This is a genomic window from Priestia sp. SB1 (assembly GCF_038898415.1).
Genome location: NZ_JBBJSS010000003.1, coordinates 224,145 through 241,864, shown reverse-complemented (window position 1 = coordinate 241,864; position 17,720 = coordinate 224,145). Strand labels below are relative to the sequence as shown.

Here is a 17,720-nt window from a genome sequence, read left to right as displayed (position 1 = left end):
ATATCAAGATAATATTAAAGGAACTGATTAAAATGACGAATGATGTAACTAGAGAAGAGTTAGACCAATCTCTTAAATTATTTATTGTACTATCTCGTGCCAATCGTTCAATTAATGATCATGTGCATAAATTTATTCAACAGCATGGAATGAATCCAACCGAATTTGCTGTCCTAGAGTTATTGTACCACAAAGGCCAGCAGCCTCTTCAGCAAATTGGCGGAAAAATTCTGTTGGCAAGCGGCAGTATTACGTATGTAGTAGACAAGCTTGAGAAAAAAGGCTTCTTGGAGCGCGTTGCTTGTCCGAACGATCGTCGCGTAACCTATGCAGCTATCACCAAGCAAGGCAAGGAAATGATTGAAAGCATGTTTCCGAGTCACGAAAAAAGAATTCATGATATTTTATCCGTTTTATCTAGCGAAGAAAAGGAAGTTGCCATTTCGATGCTTAAGAAACTAGGGCACTATGCAGATGAATTTTTGCCGGAATCGACTAATTAAGTAAGGAAAGCTCGTTTGTTTCTGTTGAACAAACGAGTTTTTTCTATGACTTCTTTCATGACCAATCGACATAAAAAATAAAAAGTGACAAAAAATTGAAATTAACAGGAATACAGCTGGATAAAAACGAATTAGGTTACATACAGACAATAGAGGAAGGGGAATAAATGATGAAATTTGAGAATTATACATATACGCGACCTGATATGAATGAAATTGAAAAGCAGTTTGAAAAGGCCATTACACATTTTACGGAAGCAGGGTCAGTCAGTCAGCAAAATGAGGCAATTCGTCTAGCAAACGATGCGTATTCTCAGTACAGTACAATGGGGAACATCTGCTATATTCGTCATTCTATCGACACAGCCAATGAATTTTATAAAGAAGAACAAGACTATTTTGATGAAACACAGCCGCTTTTAGAAGGATACGTAGAGAAATTTTACAAAGCCTTAATCTCTTCACCTTTTAAACCGGAACTAGAAGAAAAGTGGGGAAAGCAGCTGTTTTCTCTTGCTGAAATGCAGTTAAAAACGTTCTCTCCTGAAATAGTAAAAGAGCTGCAGGAAGAAAATAAGCTATCATCTCAATATACGAAGCTAGTGGCGTCAGCTAAAATTGAATTTGAAGGAGAAGAAAGAACGTTAGCTCAGCTCGATCCGTTTATGGAGTCACCTGATCGAGAAATGAGAAAAAAAGCAGCAGAAGCGAAGTTTCAATTCTTTACTGATCATGAAGAGGAATTTGATGATATTTACGACAAGCTTGTAAAAGTGCGGACCAAGCTTGCTGAAAAATTAGGCTATAAAAATTTCGTAGAAGTGGGCTATGCTCGTATGTCTAGAATAGGGTACGATGCTGAAATGGTTGCCGCTTTTCGCCAACAAGTGAAAGAGTATATTGTTCCCCTTACTGAAAAACTAAAAAAGCGTCAGCAGGAAAGAATTCAAGTAGAGAGCTTAACTTATTATGATGAACCGTTTCAGTTTGAAACAGGAAACGCAGTGCCAAAAGGTGATGAAAAGTGGATTATTGAAAATGGACGGGTTATGTATAAGGAGCTTTCTAAAGAAACGGACGAATTTTTTTCCTTTATGCTTGAAAATAATTTAATGGATTTAGTCGCTAAAAAGGGCAAAGCAGGCGGAGGCTACTGTACGTTTATTGAAGAATACAAAGCGCCGTTTATTTTTTCAAACTTTAATGGAACATCAGGCGATATTGATGTGTTAACGCATGAAGCAGGGCATGCTTTTCAAGTGTATTCCAGCCGAGATATGGAAACCAATGAGTATCACTGGCCTACGCATGAAGGAGCTGAAATTCATTCGATGAGCATGGAGTATTTTACATGGCCTTGGATGGAGTTGTTCTTTAAAGAGGACAAAGATAAATACCAGTTTTCTCATTTAAGCTCAGGCTTAACTTTCTTGCCTTACGGGGTAGCAGTTGATGAATTTCAGCATGCTGTATACGAACGCCCTGAGATGACGCCTTCGGAACGAAAACAAACGTGGCGAGAAATTGAAAAGAAATATATGCCTTCTAAAAACTATGACGGCCATCACTATCTAGAAAGCGGGGGCTTCTGGCAGCGTCAGCTTCATATTTACACGTCTCCGTTTTATTATATTGATTACACGCTCGCTCAAATTTGTGCATTTCAATTTTGGAAAAAAGATCGGGAAAATCATGAACAAGCATGGCAAGATTACGTTCATTTGTGTAAGCTTGGCGGAAGTAAGCCATTTTTAGAATTAGTAGAGGAAGCGAATTTGATCTCTCCATTCGAAGAGGGCTGCGTGCAGTCTGTAGTAGATGAAATTGAAAACTATTTAAATAGTATTGATGATAAAAAGCTATAAAAAAAGAGATTGAGACATAACAAAATCAATCGAATCTAAAGACGAACAAATCGAATAAACAATCTAATATGAATCGCTTGTTACACCGCCGTTGATTTCCGTGCAAGGCTTCGCTTTCCGCGGGCGGCCGGTGAGCCTCCTCGGCGCTTATGCTCCTGCGGGGTCTCACCTATTCCGCTTTTCCCGCAGGAGTCTTCGCCTTGCCCTCCAATCAACAGCTAGAAGCACCTAGATTAAACCTACGCTCACCCTCATAATAAAAAAATCCGAATGAGTTTGATTCTTATTCAAAAAACAAACTCGTTCGGATCTTCCTTCAACTAACATACTTTTGTTCCAGCCTCTTTTTTTAATGGTTCATTCCTTGTTCCCATAAAGGAATCGTAAGGGTAACGCTGGTTCCTTCGCCCACAGTGCTTTTAATCTCAAATGTTCCTTTATGCTGATACAGAATGTTTTTAATCACAACAAGTCCAAGACCGGTGCCTGATGGCTTCGTGGTAAAAAAGGGCTTTTGAATGTGCGCAAGCAAATTTGAGGGAATACCCACTCCTGTATCTTTAATGAAAATAGTAAGGCCTTTAGTATGCTGAGTAACGTTTAAATGGATTTCTCCTCCGCTAGGCATAGCTTCGAGCGCATTTTTTAATAAATTAATGAGTACTTGCTTAATTTGATTGGCATCACAGCAGATGTATGTATGCGGAGCTTCCACCTGCGTTTTAACTACGACGTTTTTTAATACACATTCTGATTCATACAGAAGAATAACGTCATTTAAAATAGTAGAGAATGCATGTTTTTTCATAACCGTATCATGAGGTTTAGCGAGCAATAAAAATTCTCCAACGATTGAGTTAATACGATTCAGTTCACTCAGCATGATGGTTGTATAAGAATGGTAGCGGCTGCTGTCTTCATGAATAAGCTGAATAAATCCATTCAGGGAAGTAAGCGGATTTCGAATTTCATGAGCGATGCCCGCTGCCATTTCGCCGGCTAAAGATAATTTATCGGTTTGGCGAAGAAATTTTTCTGTTTCCTTTTCTTCTGTAAGATCGCGTGAAATACCAAAAAGCGCAACGACTTGCTGATCACGATTAAAAATAGGTGAAACAGTAATTTCTACGTCAATTATTTTTCCGTCTTTTCGCTTATCTTGGGTTTCAAAGGCTACCAGCTTTTCTCCTTTTTTAACCCTTTCTAATCGGTTTTCAGCGTCGCCTTTTAAGCCAGCAGGAATAAATGGGATGGCTTTTCCGACAATTTCTTCCGCTTTCCATCCGTATATTTGCTCAAAAGCATCGTTTACTTTAATCACTTTGCCGTCTAGACTGAACACGGAAATGGCGTCGCGATTGTATGTGAAAAAAGATTGTAAATACTCTTGAGCTGAGTAAAGTTCATCTTCGGTTTTGTTCATTTTGACCGTCGTAATAGCAATTAATTTTTTAGAGAAATGAGCACAATACAACAAAATAATCATTGTGATCAGCGTAAACAAAATGAAATAAACGATATCTAATTTCACGAAAGTCACAGATGTAAAAAGAGTGTTGCTTACATAAAAGTACAAAACAATTATTATGGACATTAATGTAGAAGTTACAATAGCGATATAGCTATAGTAAATAAAGCTAACAATTATTCCAAGAAACAAAAACAAATAATTAATAACAGCAGGTTCAATAGATGTTATGTACGCAATATAGGCATAATAGCATATAAAAAAAGAATACATAATGATAGCAGGATGAAAATGAAAGTAGTACATAGCCGTCACTACCAATAATAAAATTCCTCCGCTTATAAAAACAATCATATTAGGATCAGCTGCAATAAAGTGATATAACACAATGTGGACAAAATACAGCAGCCAAAAAATAAGTAAAAGAATAAAATTACGTTTTTTTATGAGGTTGTGTGATTCCATAAAAAATCCCTTTCTTAAATGGTGAATAATTTTATAGGAGAATAACTTCATAGTCAGCTAGTCGCACGATACAGTAATATATCACTCATATTAGCATAGTTACAACTATGTGAATAGCCGAATTGAGCACTTAGACCAAGGAAGATAGATCTAGAATGTGGCTGGTCATAAACTATTAAGGAAATATGAGGGGAATATGAACGAAATGAAGGAGATGTAAAGCTTTTGTGATAACCTTGTAAAAGTGAACTTTTTTCCAATTGGATAGGCTATACTGCCAGTAGAGCCATATGAATGGTGACTACATAGAGGCTCAGATGATTCGAAAGGAGACGGTAAAATGAACAAAAGTTTATTAGTCAAGTTATTTGGATCACTTCTAGCAATTATGTTAATCACAGCATGCAACTCACAAACGGATGAAAAAGATGCAACAGAACAGCAAACCGAACAGTCGGATGATACTCAATCGGAGGATACAACGACAGATGATTCACAGGAAACAATGAAGCAAGACGAAGCAGATGACTCATCTGGGGATGAAGCAGCTGATGATCAAGAAGAATCAACGGATAGTGCGGACGAAAAAACAGATGAAAAAACAGATGAAAGTAAATAAACGAAAGTATTTCTATAAAAAAAGCGACTCAAGTAGAGTCGCTTTTTCTATTAGTTTTGTACGGTGATTTCGCTCGCTTCATTTAACGTTACGTTCACTGTTGATACGTCCGCATCATCTAACAGTAAATCTGTAATTCGATCTTCAAGCTGTTCTTGAATTGCTCGGCGGAGTGGTCTAGCACCGAATGCAGGGTGATAGCCAAGTTCAGCCAGTTTTTCTTTTACCTCATCTGCTACGCTCAGCGTGATGTTTTGTTCTTGTAATGTTTCTTTTAATTCAGCAAGCATAAGGTCAACGATTTTAATCAAGTTATCTTTTTCAAGGTGATTAAATTCAATGATTGTATCAAATCGATTTAAAAACTCTGGTTTGAAATAAGATGAAAGTGAATCTAAAACGGATGCCTGCTTAAGCGCATCATTTTCTGCGTCAAACCCAACCGTAATTTTCTTTTCACCTACACCAGCGTTACTTGTCATAATGATAACCGTGTCTTTGAAGCTCACTGTGCGACCTTGACTATCCGTTAGACGTCCATCTTCTAAAATTTGCAAAAACATATGCTGAACGTCTGGATGAGCCTTTTCAATTTCATCTAGTAAGATGATGGAATAAGGATTACGGCGTACTTTCTCTGTTAATTGTCCTGCCTCTTCGTGACCTACGTAGCCAGGAGGTGAACCGATTAATTTAGACACCGCGTGTTTTTCCATGTATTCACTCATATCTAGACGAACCATAGCATCTTTTGAGCCGAATAGTTCTTCAGCTAATGTTTTGGTTAACTCTGTTTTACCGACACCTGTTGGACCAACAAATAAGAATGAACCAATTGGGCGATGCTTCGCTTTTAATCCAGCGCGAGAACGTCGAATCGCTTTTGCTACTTTTTCGACAGCTTCCTGCTGTCCGATTACTTTTTGAGCTAAGTGCTCTGCTAAATGCTTCATTTTTGCTGATTCATTTTCTTGAAGTTTACCAACAGGGATACCCGTTTTCTTTTCAATAATGGCTTGAATGTCAGCAATATCCACATTCATTTTTTGCTGTTCTTCGTTTAGTTGTTTTTCAAGAGCAGCTTCTTCATCGCGCAGTTTTGCCGCTACTTCATATTTTTCATCCTTTAGCGCCTGCTCTTTTTCTTTTGTAATTTCTTTTAAGCGAGCGGCTGCGTCGTCTTTATTTGTAATGCCTGCCTGTAAGTTCATTTTTGAACCTGCTTCATCTAGCAAGTCAATTGCTTTATCAGGCAAGAAACGATCTTGAATGTAGCGGTGTGATAAATTTACACAAGCGCGGATCGCTTCATCTGTATAGCTAACGCCGTGATAATCTTCATATTTACTTTGAATTCCTTTTAGAATTTCAACGGCTTCTTCTACAGACGGTTCATGAACCATAACCGGCTGGAAACGTCGTTCAAGAGCCGCATCTTTTTCAATGGAACGGTACTCTTTTAAAGTTGTAGCTCCGACTACTTGAAGTTCACCTCGTGCAAGAGCAGGTTTTAAAATATTGCTTGCGTCCATTGAACCTTCCGCTGAACCTGCTCCTACAAGAAGGTGGATTTCATCGATAAATAAAATCACGTTTTTTCGCTGTTGAAGCTCAGAAATTAACTGTTTCATACGCTCTTCAAATTGACCTCGCACGCCCGTATTAGCTACGAGTGATGCTACATCTAACAGATATACATCTTTATTTAGCAGCTTTGCAGGAACTTTTCCTTCCGCAATTTTTAAAGCTAACCCTTCGACTACAGCTGTTTTACCAACACCGGGTTCTCCAATTAGTACCGGGTTGTTTTTGTTTCTTCTATTTAAAATTTCAATGACGCGCTCTACTTCTTCTTCGCGGCCAATAACAGGGTCAATTAATCCCGTTTTCGCAATTTGAGTTAAGTTTCGACCAAATTGATCTAAAAAGCCTCCGCCGCCGTTTCCTTGCTGTGGCTGCTCCGGTGCAGCTTGTTCGTGCGCCATTTGCTTGAATAAATCATCGATGTTCATAAAGCCGCCACCTCCAAAGCCTGATGGGATTTTATGTTCTTTCATTAGTGCTTGATAACATGTATGACATAAACGATATTGAGATTTTTGATTATTTGTTTGTACATTTAATTGAATAGATGCTTCACGTTTATTACAGTTTTGACAAATCATTTAATTAGCCTCCCTAAATGATTTTAATCGAAGATCAGCAGGTGTTTGACCTTTCTTGACCTTTCGTAATCTCATTATACTTTGACCTTTTTTGACTTTCAAGTCTTTTGCTTAAAAATTTTTTGAGGGAAGTTCCTCGCTTATGTGCAAAAGGTAGTACATTAAAAAACGTGTGTTTTGTGTGTACCCGTTTTATATATATAAAAACATTAGAAGCATTTTGTACAATGATTTGCTTAGATAGAGAATAAATATTAATAAGAAGAAAAGTGGAAAAATGAGTGCAGAGCCTGCCCTTGGATAAAATAAGTTATTGACAGCAAGAAGGATAAAAATTATACTCAAGAAGGTTTGCACTTAACTGCGTAAAAGCATAAAAGCGTTTAAGTGAAAAAGAAAGATAGAAAGGGAATACCTCATGAAAAAAGAAATTTCATTTATACAATCAATAGCGGTGGTTTTGGTGCTATTAGCTATTATTTTTGTTTCATTATTTATGTTAAAGCTCCCGCCTCATATTCCGCTAATATTTGGTGTAGCATTTATTAGTGTGATTGGCTTTTTGTTGAAATATAAGTGGACAGAAATGGAGAAAGGCATTTTAGACGGTGTTAGACTTGGCATTAAGCCTATCCTTATTCTAATGCTGATCGGGATGCTCATTGCGATTTGGATGGTAGGAGGAACGATACCGACGATTTTATCCTACGGCTTCCACTGGATTTCACCGCAGTACTTTTTAATTAGTGCTTTGGTTATCACCGTGTTAGTTTCAACATTCACGGGAAGTTCATTAACAACCGTCAGTACGGTAGGAGTCGCTTTATTTGGCGTGGGAACTGCTATTGGTGTACATCCAGGGCTAGCAGCAGGGATGATTGTTTCAGGAGCTGTGTTTGGAGATAAGATGTCTCCATTGTCTGATACAACAAATTTTGCTTCTGGTATCGTTGAAGTGCCGCTCCCTAAACATATTCAGCATATTACGTGGACGACGGTTCCAAGTATTGTTATTACAGCAATCATTGCATTGGTAATCGGAATGAACGGAAATCATGAAAGCGTCAATTACGGAGAAATTCAAGGAATTCAAGAAGCATTAAAACATACGTTTAATTTACACGTGTTAACGTTGCTTTCTCCACTCTTAGTTCTTATTTTTTCGATGAGAAGAGTCGATGTATTGCCAACGTTAGTTTTAGGGATTGTAACGGCCATTATTACAGGAATGATTACACAGCATGAATTTACGCTGAGTCAATTGCTAGGGGTTCTTCAAAGCGGGCCGGCAATCGAGTCAGGAAATAAAGTAGTCGATGCGATTGTAAACAAAGGCGGATTACAGTCCATGATGTTTTCTATTTCTCTTATCATGATTGCCTTGTCGCTAGGTGGCTTGATGAGAGCGGTTGGAATTATTGATGCTTTATTAAAAGGATTAGCAAAACAAATCCGCCGCAGCGGAGACGTTATTTTTGCTACGCTTCTATCTTCAATTGGAGTGAACGTTATTACAGGAGAACAGTATTTATCAATTCTTCTGCCTGGGCAAACGTTTAAGCCGCTGTATGAAAAGTGGAACTTAGATCCGAAAAACTTATCACGAACGCTTGAAGACGGTGGAACGGTTATTAATGCTATTATTCCGTGGGGTGTCAGCGGAGCTTTTATTTCAACTGCATTAAATATTCCAGCGGCTGACTATATTCCATTTACATTCTTTAGCATTTTATGTCCGATTTTTTCAATTATTTTAGCATATACAGGCATTGGTATTGCCAAGAAAAAAGCTCAGTCTTAACTGGGCTTTTTTCTTTTTAAAAAAGGACAGGTAAAAAACGACAAAAAAAGTATCATTCCACTTTTCAAATCTATAATTTAATAATACAATTTACTATACGTCTTTCCTGTTCATGTATTTGTATGAATTCTTATTTCTTTATTAATGAAGAAATTTGGGTTTTGCGGTATGATAGATAAGCTGTATTGGCGATGGGATGAATGCCCTTTTTAGCAAACATTTAAGAAGGGTAAAGGCAAATGAAAACACTCATTATAAAAGAGAAAAGATATTTATTGAGGAGAGGGTTTCTGTTGAAAAAATGGGGCATCATTGCATTAATCACTGTAGCTGTGCTCGGTGTGACAGCGGTTTTTAACCGAGCTGAAAGTGATGATGTAAATAAAGAAAAATTGAATTTATTATCGCCTTATTCAAATAAAGTAGATGTATATAGCATTACGTATCCTAGTGATAATTTAAAGATAAAAGGGTTTTTAGTACAGCCTAAAGACATTGCAGACAAACATTATCCGCTTTTAGTATATAATCGCGGAGGAAATCGCGAACATGGCATGATTCGCGCAAAAACACTTCAGTATTTGTCATACTGGGCAAGTAAAGGCTACGTCGTTGTTGCGACTCAATACAGGGGAAATGGCGGAAGTGAAGGAACAGAGACGTACGGCGGTAAAGATATTGACGACGTATTAAATCTTATTAAATGGGGAGAACAGCTTCCTTATGTAAATCACCAGCAAAAGGTAGCGCTAGGATATTCACGCGGCGGTATGATGACGTATTTAACGATGAAAAACGGCGTTAAATTTGATGCTGTTGTCGTACAATCAGGTATTACAGACATGTTTCAATTCTACGACCAAAGAGGGCCTGAAATGAAACAAGTGCTGCGGACAATTGTAGGAGATCCGGCGCAGTATCCAGAGAGGTATAAAAGTCGTTCTGTTGTCTACTGGAGCGATAAAGTAAATTCACCTCTTTTGATTTTACAGGGCGATCATGATCGTAAAGTTCACCACACTCAGGCTGAAAAACTTGTGAAACAGCTAGATGAGCAGGGAAAAGAATACAAATATGTACTGTACAAAAATGGAGACCATCCGCTAACTGCTTATTATGATCAATACAACGCGGAAATTGATAAATGGTTTAAAATACATTTAGCTAAGCAGTAAAGAAATTGGAAGCAGTTTTGATGAATGGAAAAGAGCAGCTTGTTTTATCCTACTACATGTAAGCATATAAAAAGGGGATGAAGCAAAATGACTCAGTCTAAAAGTCAAAAAGAGCGTCAGTGGAACGTACGAAAGCAATCACAAAACCCATCGCATGGAAAAGTAAAGTCTTTTGAAGAACTATCAGAAGAAATCACGCCTAAACGTAAATAAGCTAACCATCATATAAAAGAAGACACAAAAAAGGAGAGCTGAAGCTCTCCTTTTTCTATGTTTGTTTATGGATTTGTAGACCACATGCCCGCAGATTTGATAAAAATACGCGGATGCAGCTTTAATTGTGCTACCATAATTTCTGCTAGGTCTTCAGGCTGCATCACTTTATCAGGATTGCCATCCGTTAAGTTTTCTTTATATGCTAATTCCGTTGCTACTGTACTTGGTGTTAGAGCTGTTACACGAATATTGTGTTTGCGCACTTCTAGCGCTAAAGATTCAGTTAAGCCAAGCACGCCAAATTTTGAAGCGCTGTAAGCACTTGTAACGGGAGCGCCTTTTTGACCAGCAGTGGATGAAATATTGATGATGTCTCCACCATTTTTTTCGATTAATTGAGGTAGAACGGCGCGCGTTACGTAGTAAACGCCCATTAAATTCACATCAATGATTTGTTTCCACTCAGCTGGGTCTAGCTCTAAAAAGCCTCCGAATTTACCGATTCCCGCATTGTTGATTAAGATATCCGTTGCCCCTAATTTTGTATGTAGATGCTCAACTGCTGCGTTTACTTCTTCCATAGAAGAAACGTCTGCTGTTGCATAAGCAACTTGTACATCAAATGCTTCCAGTTCAGAAGCAACAGCCTTTAAATCTGCCTCTGTACGAGCAATTAAACCGATATTTACGCCTTCTTTTGCTAATTCAATTGCAGTTGAACGACCAATGCCTTTTCCTGCTCCTGTAATAAGAGCTACTTTGCCTTTAAGTGATTGTGCCATGTATAGACTCCTTTCAATGTTCCGTATAAACATTCTTCATAATAACGAAGAATTATCCATTACTATCCTATAGAAATGCACAAATGATGTCAAAAATAAAGATTATTAAAATGGCTTCAAGTATAAATTTCCTTTTCATACAAAAACTATAGAGACTAAAAAGAAGAAATTCCGTTTCTTTTCGTTCAATGTAGTGGAGGATGAACAATGCGTATTAAAAAACTGTCGGAGTTAACGAATAAATCCAAACAGCGGAAAGAAAAAGCTGGTGAATCGAAGGACTCTAAGGCAACTAGTGCTTCTTCCACTGAGGAAGAGCAGAAATTGTCGGAGAGAGTGGGAGATAATATATTCCACATGAAAAAAGCATTGGGACAGAGCACGGACTTAGTGACAAGAGAGTTTCGAATTTCAATTGAAGAAAAATTCACTTTAGGTGTTGCTTACATCGACGGATTGGTAAATAAAGATGAAGTTGAACACTATGCGCTGGACTCCATTATGCATTATCACGATGAGCATTTAACTCATGATGACGGTGCCGTTAATATGTACGAGTTGATTAAAAGCTATAGTTTGGCGGCCGGTGAAATTATGGAAGCCAAAACATTGGATGATGCTCTTCTTCATGTTTTATCAGGAGATACCGTGCTGTTTTTAGAAGGGTATCAAACGTGTATTGTGGCAAGTACAAGAGGGTGGAGAGACAGGGCTGTTTCTGAACCACAATCTCAGACCGTTGTAAGAGGACCTCGAGACAGTTTTACAGAAACACTGCGAACGAATACCGCATTGATTCGGCGCCGAATAAAATCTCCAAAACTTTGGATTGAATCTCAGCAAATAGGAGAGTTTACAAAAACGGATATTGCGCTCGTTTATATAGACGGCATTGCGGATGAACAGGTCATTCAAGAGGTAAAAGAGCGTCTTTCTAAAATTGATATAGACGGTATTTTGGAGAGCGGATATATCGAAGAGTTGATTCAAGATGAAGATTATACACCTTTTCCTACTATGCATAACACGGAGCGTCCAGACTCCGTGGCAGCAGGTCTTTTAGAGGGGCGGATAGCCATTTTAGTAGACGGTACACCTTTTGTATTGATGGTTCCTGCCCTATTTATTCAATTTTTTCAGGCGGCCGAAGATTATTACCAGCGCGCAGATATTAGTACATTGATTCGCTTAATGCGCTACATGGCATTTTTCTTAGCCCTTTTAACACCTTCTGCTTATATTGCTTTAACTACTTTTCATCAAGAGATGCTTCCTTTTGCTTTGTTAATTAGTATTGCAGCTCAAAGGGAAGGTGTGCCTTTTCCAGCTATTATTGAAGCGTTTATTATGGAAATCACGTTTGAAATTTTGCGAGAAGCGGGAGTCCGATTGCCTCGAGCAGTAGGTTCAGCTATTTCAATCGTGGGAGCACTCGTTTTAGGAGAAGCCGCCGTACAAGCTGGATTAGTATCGCCTGCAATGGTTATCGTTGTATCCATCACCGCTATTAGTAACTTTGTTTCACCGGTGTATGATATGGCCATTGCAGTAAGGATGCTGCGCTTTATTTTAATGGTTTTAGCAGCTACTTTTGGCTTGTTCGGTATTATCCTCGGGCTAATTTTAATGATTTTACATTTATGCAGCTTAAGGTCATTTGGAGTCCCTTATATGACACCTATGGCTCCCTTTGTGAAGCGTGATCAAAAGGATGTTCTAATTAGACGTTCTATCAAAAAAATGAAAACAAGGCCAAAGCTTATTAACGAGAAGAATATCTCACGTCAAAAGACGCAAAAAAACTAAACTGTGCAAAGGTGGCCGGTTACTATGAAAGCATTTCTGATGTTATGTATCTGTTCATTGCTGGTAAGCGGCTGCTGGAGCAGTCGAGAGTTGAATGAGCTAGCCATTACGGTTGCTGTCGGAATTGATAAAGCAGAAGATGGCATTATTGTTACAGTTCAGCTGATTAACCCTGGTGATATTCAGGCCAAAACCCCTACAAACGGGCCTTCTGTTACCACATTCTCTATTAAGGCTTCGTCTGTAATGGAAGGGTTAAGAAAAATAACGACAAAATCCCCGCGGAAAATTTATCTTTCTCATTTACGAATGCTAGTCATTAGCGAAAGCATGGCGGAAGAGGGTATTGCTGAAGTGCTTGATTTCTTTGCTCGGGATCATGAAGTGCGTACCGATTATTTTGTTGTTGTTGCTAAAAACACGAAAGCATCGAGCGTTCTGAACGTATTAACAACAATTGAAAAAATACCAGCTAACCATATGTTTGCTTCATTAGACGTCTCTCAGCGTATTTGGGCACCCACTAGAGGCGTAAAGTTAAATGAACTGATCAGTAACTTAACGAGCGAAGGAAAGCAGGCGGTGTTATCGGGAGTATTGGTCAAAGGCGACGTGAAAAAGGCAGGAGATATGTCGAGCATTTCCCGGACCAATCTGTCCACCCTGCTCAATTTTAAAGGATTAGGTGTCTTTCAAAATGATAAGCTGATTGGCTGGTTCAATGAAGACGAAAGTAAAGGATATAACTATATTACAGGAAATGTAAAAAGTACGTTAATTGTTATTCCATGCGAAGGAAAAGAAAAACAGCACGATATCATCGGAGTAGAAATGCTTCGAACGAACGTGAAGGTAACGGCTTCTATGAAAAACCATAAGCCTCATATTCACGTGGATTTAAAAGGTGAAGCAAACGTGGCAGATGTAGAGTGTCAAGTAAACTTACAGGACCCAGCTGTAATCAATATGCTCGAACGAAAAACAGCAGCGGACGTAAAAGAAAAAATGAATGACGCAGTGGAAAAAGCTCAAAAAGATTATAAAAGTGATATCTTCGGTTTTGGAGAAACGTTTTACAGACAAGATGTAAAGAGATGGTACAAAATGAAAAGAGACTGGAACAGAATTTACGCAGAAGATTTAACCGTCGATTTAGATGCCAAAGTTCAAATCCGTCGCTTAGGCACGTTAAATAACTCATATATGAAGCAAATGAAGCATTAAGGAGAAAGAAAATGGAGGGATTTATCGCCTTACTCGTACTTCTTGCTTATTTGACTAAAAAAATTATGATTAACTTCCGAAAGGAAAAGTATTACCGTGAAATCGTTGTCTATCTTTGTCTTATAGGTATGGGGTTATTCTTTTGGGGAGCCATTACACTCCGTAAAGAAGTACCTACGCCTCTGTACTTTTTAGAGGAACTCATTAAGCCTCTTACTAAAACCGTTCATCATCTGTTATTTACGTAAGCATGTAGGAGAGAAGGGGTGTATGATGCAAATAAAAGAATTTATTACTCCGAAACAACTTCTTTTTCTCATTTATTTTTTTTGTATCGGAAGCGCTATTTTGGCAGTTCCGGCTACGTTATTAGAAACGAATAGACAAAATGCCTGGGTATGTAGTGTGCTTGCTATTGGCTTTGCCCTTTTAATTGTTGCGGTGCTGTTATGGCTGATGCACCGTTACCCTCAGCAAACGTTCATTGAAATAGCTAAAAAAGCGCTAGGTCCTTACGCCGGAGCGTGTATGTCTCTTATTTACATTTTTTTTATGTTCATTCAATCTACGTTTTCCCTTCGAGATATCAGTACATTTATGACGACGCAAATTGTCCCTGAAACGCTGCCTACGTGGATCCATGCTCTTGTGATTTTAGCGGTTATATACGGAGGGTATCTAGGCATTGAAGTGATAGCGAGAACAGCGGAAATCTTTTTACCGTGGATCGTCGTCCCTTTTTTATTGTTAATTTCGTTAAATATTCCTCAGATGAAACTGGATCGTCTTTACCCTTTGTTTGAATTCCGCATGGATGATTTAGTGTTAGGAACCACGTATTTCTTAGGAAATCCGTTTATGGAATTGATTTTTGTGCTAATGATTACGCCTCATATAAAAGGTGGCAAAAAGGTAAAAAGAATGATTGTTATCGGCACTGTGGCATCGGGCTTGACGATTACGATTGCAGTTGCGGCTTGTATATTAGCTCTTGGCGCGAATATTGCATCAATGCACAGCTACCCAGTTTATTTATTAGGAAAAATGATTTCGTTAGGTGCAACGATACAGCATGTTGAAGTATTAGTAGCTATTATTTGGATGTTATCTATCTTTTTTAAAGTTGTCATTGTGTTCTATGCTATTCAGTTAAGTATCGCTCAATTATGTAATTTACGGGTGCGCAATTTTTTGAGCTTTCCTTTAGGTCTAATCATTACAGGCGTGGCGTATTACATTATTCCAAATACAGCATACTTCAATTATTTTGAAAAATATTACTGGCCGTTTTATTTATTTGTACTAAGCGTCTGTTTTCCGTTGTTATTTATTGCGCTTTCTTATAGAAAGAGAAATAAGACAGCTAAAGGTGATAGAAGCCAACAAACATAGCATTATTTATACGTATGTGGTATAGTATACGATGACAATTCAAGAAGAAACGCCGTACACGTTTGTATATGTACGGGAGAGGTTCGAAAACTCCCTCTATAAAAAACTAAGATCATCGTTGATGACAAAAGACACGGTTTTAGCGTGTCTTCTTTCACGTGCTTTTCTATCAACACGTCTTTTTGACGTGTATGCTGGCGAGGACGTGTATCTTAGTTGCTTTTTAGGGAGATTGCTGGAAAAGAGCAGTCTCTTTTTTGTGTTATAAAATTAGTCACAAAGGGAACGAACGGTTCAATAAAGTTTCTTCTTCTTTTGATTTCAATCAAAAAGGAGACGAACAATAATGATGAAAAATGAAAAAGCTATTGTTGTATTTAGCGGAGGTCAAGATAGTACAACATGTCTATTTTGGGCTTTGAAAAACTTTAAAGAAGTAGAAACGGTTACTTTTCAATACGGTCAGCGTCATAGTCAAGAGATAGAGGTAGCAAAAGCTATCGCAGCTGATTTAGGTGTGAAGCATACCGTCCTAGATATGTCACTTTTAAATCAATTAGCACCAAATGCCTTAACACGAGATGATATTGAAATTGAGCAAAAAGAAGGAGAGTTGCCTACAACGTTTGTGGATGGCCGCAATCTGTTATTTTTATCATTTGCTGCCGTACTGGCTAAAAACAGCGGAGGCCGTCATATCGTAACAGGCGTTTGTGAAACTGATTTTTCGGGATATCCAGACTGTCGAGACGTATTTGTGAAATCGTTAAACGTCACGCTTAATTTATCAATGGACTTCGAGTTTGTGATTCATACGCCGCTTATGTGGATTGATAAAGCAGAAACGTGGGCGTTAGCGGATGAGCTAGGAGCGCTTGAATATGTGCGTGAAAAAACATTAACGTGCTACAACGGTATTGTTGCTGATGGGTGCGGCGAATGTCCCGCATGTCAATTGCGAAAACGCGGGTTAGATCAATACTTGCAAACAAAAGAAGGAGGAGAAAAATAATGCTGCAACAAATGTATCCTCAAGTCTTTCATGACTATGAATATGAATTGAACAAAGATATGCAGTTTGCTGCGGCACATTTTGTTCCTCATACAGAAGCAGGAAAATGCCGTCAAGTCCATGGACATACGTATTTTGTAAATTTAACTGTTGCCGGAGATACATTAGACGAAGCGGGCTTTTTAGTAAACTTTGCGCTATTGAAAAAAATTGTTTCTGGTCAATTTGATCATACATTATTGAACGATCATTCTATTTTTAACGAAGAAAATCCAAATGATTTTCCTACAACTGAAGTTGTTGCTCGTAAAATTTATGAGTTGGTTCAAGAATATCTAGACACACTACCAAATAAGCCTTCTTGTGTACAAGTATTCGTGCGGGAAACGCCGACAAGTTACGTAATTTACCGCCCAAAGAAGGTGAAAAAACGTGGCTAATACAATTCCAGTACTTGAAATATTCGGCCCAACGATTCAAGGGGAAGGAATGGTTGTAGGACGTAAGACGATGTTTGTTCGTACCGCAGGCTGTGATTATTCCTGCAGCTGGTGTGATTCAGCTTTTACATGGGATGGATCAGCTAAAAACGATATTCGTCAGCTAACAGCAGAACAAATTTGGACGGAGCTTAAAGAAATTGGAGGAGAGTGCTTTGATCACGTCACCATTTCTGGAGGAAACCCTGCGCTTATCAAGGCGATTGGTTCACTTGTAGAGCTTTTGCACAGTCATGGGGTAAAAGCAGCTCTTGAAACACAGGGAAGCCGTTATCAGGATTGGTTCCTAAAGATCGATGATTTAACGATTTCTCCTAAGCCTCCAAGTTCATTAATGACAACAAATTTCTCCGTATTAGACGATATTATAGAGACATTAATAAAGGAAAAACGCATGGCGCACATAAGCATAAAAGTCGTTGTATTTAATGATGAGGACTTTGAGTATGCAGCGTCTGTTCATGAACGTTATCCTGAGGTTCCATTTTTTGTTCAAGTAGGCAACGAGGACTTAACGACAATCGATAATGCGTCGTTAACACAAGAATTGCTTAAAAAGTATGAGTGGTTAATCGACAAGGCAGTGGCAGCTAAAAACATGAACGATGTAAGAGTTCTGCCGCAGGTTCACGCCCTTGTTTGGGGAAATAAACGAGGCGTGTAAGCGCATAGCAAAAAATTTACAAAGAAAAATAAAAACAGATATATACAAAATAAAAAAACGCTG

Annotated in this window: 17 protein-coding genes and 1 riboswitch; of the genes, 13 read left to right on the top strand and 4 right to left on the bottom strand. The window is 38.3% G+C overall.

What is annotated here, in order from left to right; all coding sequences use genetic code 11:
• Positions 1-32: 32 nt before the first annotated feature.
• Entirely contained in the window at positions 33-503 is a 471-nt protein-coding gene (locus WKH56_RS11850) for a MarR family winged helix-turn-helix transcriptional regulator (protein WP_013082231.1), read from the top strand.
• Positions 504-673: 170 nt separating this feature from the next.
• Positions 674-2,368, top strand: a complete 1,695-nt coding sequence (locus WKH56_RS11845; protein WP_243495628.1) for a M3 family oligoendopeptidase — start codon at positions 674-676, stop codon at positions 2,366-2,368.
• Positions 2,369-2,448: 80 nt separating this feature from the next.
• Here WKH56_RS11845 and WKH56_RS11840 read toward each other — a convergent pair whose 3' ends face one another.
• Positions 2,449-2,583: a hypothetical protein gene (locus WKH56_RS11840; RefSeq protein WP_014461068.1), complete on the bottom strand. Its 135-nt coding sequence runs from the start codon at positions 2,581-2,583 to the stop codon at positions 2,449-2,451.
• Between the two features lie 134 nt (positions 2,584-2,717).
• Complete coding sequence (locus WKH56_RS11835; protein ID WP_063247573.1) at positions 2,718-4,301, bottom strand: PAS domain S-box protein; 1,584 nt, start codon at positions 4,299-4,301, stop codon at positions 2,718-2,720.
• A gap of 340 nt (positions 4,302-4,641) precedes the next feature.
• Between WKH56_RS11835 and WKH56_RS11830 the strand changes: the two genes are divergently transcribed.
• On the top strand, positions 4,642-4,920 hold the full coding sequence (locus WKH56_RS11830) for a hypothetical protein (protein ID WP_033578378.1): 279 nt from the start codon (positions 4,642-4,644) through the stop codon (positions 4,918-4,920).
• A 50-nt stretch (positions 4,921-4,970) separates the two neighbouring features.
• On the opposite strand, the gene WKH56_RS11825 is transcribed toward WKH56_RS11830, so the two are convergent.
• Positions 4,971-7,085, bottom strand: coding sequence for an ATP-dependent Clp protease ATP-binding subunit (locus WKH56_RS11825; RefSeq protein WP_034268219.1), 2,115 nt, complete (start codon positions 7,083-7,085; stop codon positions 4,971-4,973).
• Between the two features lie 418 nt (positions 7,086-7,503).
• On the opposite strand from WKH56_RS11825, the gene nhaC reads away from it, so the two are divergent.
• The 3 genes from nhaC (at position 7,504) to WKH56_RS11810 (ending at position 10,274) form a co-directional block, all read left to right on the top strand.
• Entirely contained in the window at positions 7,504-8,886 is a 1,383-nt protein-coding gene (gene nhaC / locus WKH56_RS11820; RefSeq protein WP_033578380.1) for a Na+/H+ antiporter NhaC, read from the top strand.
• 293 nt (positions 8,887-9,179) lie between these two features.
• The gene (locus tag WKH56_RS11815; protein ID WP_014461062.1) at positions 9,180-10,061 is read left to right on the top strand and encodes an alpha/beta hydrolase family protein; all 882 of its coding nucleotides are present in this window, start codon (positions 9,180-9,182) and stop codon (positions 10,059-10,061) included.
• Between the two features lie 87 nt (positions 10,062-10,148).
• Positions 10,149-10,274 carry a DUF6254 family protein gene (locus WKH56_RS11810; protein WP_013082238.1) on the top strand — a complete coding sequence of 42 codons (126 nt, stop codon included), beginning with the start codon at positions 10,149-10,151 and terminating at the stop codon, positions 10,272-10,274.
• A 65-nt stretch (positions 10,275-10,339) separates the two neighbouring features.
• Here the strand turns inward: WKH56_RS11810 and WKH56_RS11805 are convergent, their stop codons facing one another.
• Complete coding sequence (locus tag WKH56_RS11805) at positions 10,340-11,059, bottom strand: 3-ketoacyl-ACP reductase (RefSeq protein ID WP_028414153.1); 720 nt, start codon at positions 11,057-11,059, stop codon at positions 10,340-10,342.
• Positions 11,060-11,266: 207 nt separating this feature from the next.
• Between WKH56_RS11805 and WKH56_RS11800 the strand changes: the two genes are divergently transcribed.
• The 7 genes from WKH56_RS11800 to queE all read left to right on the top strand — a co-directional run bounded on the left by WKH56_RS11800 (position 11,267) and on the right by queE (position 17,657).
• Positions 11,267-12,865 carry a spore germination protein gene (locus WKH56_RS11800; protein ID WP_243495629.1) on the top strand — a complete coding sequence of 533 codons (1,599 nt, stop codon included), beginning with the start codon at positions 11,267-11,269 and terminating at the stop codon, positions 12,863-12,865.
• A gap of 24 nt (positions 12,866-12,889) precedes the next feature.
• Positions 12,890-14,089 (top strand): Ger(x)C family spore germination protein, encoded by a 1,200-nt coding sequence (locus WKH56_RS11795; RefSeq protein ID WP_063247571.1) that lies wholly within the window; start codon positions 12,890-12,892, stop codon positions 14,087-14,089.
• Between the two features lie 11 nt (positions 14,090-14,100).
• Positions 14,101-14,337, top strand: a complete 237-nt coding sequence (locus WKH56_RS11790; RefSeq protein WP_033578382.1) for a hypothetical protein — start codon at positions 14,101-14,103, stop codon at positions 14,335-14,337.
• Positions 14,338-14,359: 22 nt separating this feature from the next.
• Entirely contained in the window at positions 14,360-15,481 is a 1,122-nt protein-coding gene (locus WKH56_RS11785) for a GerAB/ArcD/ProY family transporter (protein ID WP_048020032.1), read from the top strand.
• Between the two features lie 72 nt (positions 15,482-15,553).
• Positions 15,554-15,597: riboswitch (PreQ1 riboswitch) on the top strand.
• Between the two features lie 230 nt (positions 15,598-15,827).
• Positions 15,828-16,493: a 7-cyano-7-deazaguanine synthase QueC gene (gene queC, locus WKH56_RS11780; protein ID WP_028414148.1), complete on the top strand. Its 666-nt coding sequence runs from the start codon at positions 15,828-15,830 to the stop codon at positions 16,491-16,493.
• On the top strand, positions 16,493-16,933 hold the full coding sequence (gene queD, locus WKH56_RS11775; RefSeq protein ID WP_243495630.1) for a 6-carboxytetrahydropterin synthase QueD: 441 nt from the start codon (positions 16,493-16,495) through the stop codon (positions 16,931-16,933). Before queC ends, queD begins: the two co-directional genes overlap by 1 nt.
• Positions 16,926-17,657 (top strand): 7-carboxy-7-deazaguanine synthase QueE, encoded by a 732-nt coding sequence (gene queE / locus WKH56_RS11770; RefSeq protein WP_048020031.1) that lies wholly within the window; start codon positions 16,926-16,928, stop codon positions 17,655-17,657. The genes queD and queE overlap by 8 nt, the downstream gene beginning before the upstream one ends.
• Positions 17,658-17,720 lie beyond the last annotated feature (63 nt).

What these genes read in the sequence shown, in the direction of transcription:
- WKH56_RS11850 (WP_013082231.1), top strand. Translation starts at nt 33, where the DNA reads ATGACGAATGATGTAACTAGAGAAGAGTTAGACCAATCTCTTAAATTA.
- WKH56_RS11845 (WP_243495628.1), top strand. Translation starts at nt 674, where the DNA reads ATGAAATTTGAGAATTATACATATACGCGACCTGATATGAATGAAATT.
- WKH56_RS11835 (WP_063247573.1), bottom strand. Translation starts at nt 4,301, where the DNA reads ATGGAATCACACAACCTCATAAAAAAACGTAATTTTATTCTTTTACTT.
- WKH56_RS11830 (WP_033578378.1), top strand. Translation starts at nt 4,642, where the DNA reads ATGAACAAAAGTTTATTAGTCAAGTTATTTGGATCACTTCTAGCAATT.
- WKH56_RS11825 (WP_034268219.1), bottom strand. Translation starts at nt 7,085, where the DNA reads ATGATTTGTCAAAACTGTAATAAACGTGAAGCATCTATTCAATTAAAT.
- nhaC (WP_033578380.1), top strand. Translation starts at nt 7,504, where the DNA reads ATGAAAAAAGAAATTTCATTTATACAATCAATAGCGGTGGTTTTGGTG.
- WKH56_RS11810 (WP_013082238.1), top strand. Translation starts at nt 10,149, where the DNA reads ATGACTCAGTCTAAAAGTCAAAAAGAGCGTCAGTGGAACGTACGAAAG.
- WKH56_RS11805 (WP_028414153.1), bottom strand. Translation starts at nt 11,059, where the DNA reads ATGGCACAATCACTTAAAGGCAAAGTAGCTCTTATTACAGGAGCAGGA.
- WKH56_RS11800 (WP_243495629.1), top strand. Translation starts at nt 11,267, where the DNA reads ATGCGTATTAAAAAACTGTCGGAGTTAACGAATAAATCCAAACAGCGG.
- WKH56_RS11795 (WP_063247571.1), top strand. Translation starts at nt 12,890, where the DNA reads ATGAAAGCATTTCTGATGTTATGTATCTGTTCATTGCTGGTAAGCGGC.
- WKH56_RS11790 (WP_033578382.1), top strand. Translation starts at nt 14,101, where the DNA reads ATGGAGGGATTTATCGCCTTACTCGTACTTCTTGCTTATTTGACTAAA.
- WKH56_RS11785 (WP_048020032.1), top strand. Translation starts at nt 14,360, where the DNA reads ATGATGCAAATAAAAGAATTTATTACTCCGAAACAACTTCTTTTTCTC.
- queC (WP_028414148.1), top strand. Translation starts at nt 15,828, where the DNA reads ATGATGAAAAATGAAAAAGCTATTGTTGTATTTAGCGGAGGTCAAGAT.
- queD (WP_243495630.1), top strand. Translation starts at nt 16,493, where the DNA reads ATGCTGCAACAAATGTATCCTCAAGTCTTTCATGACTATGAATATGAA.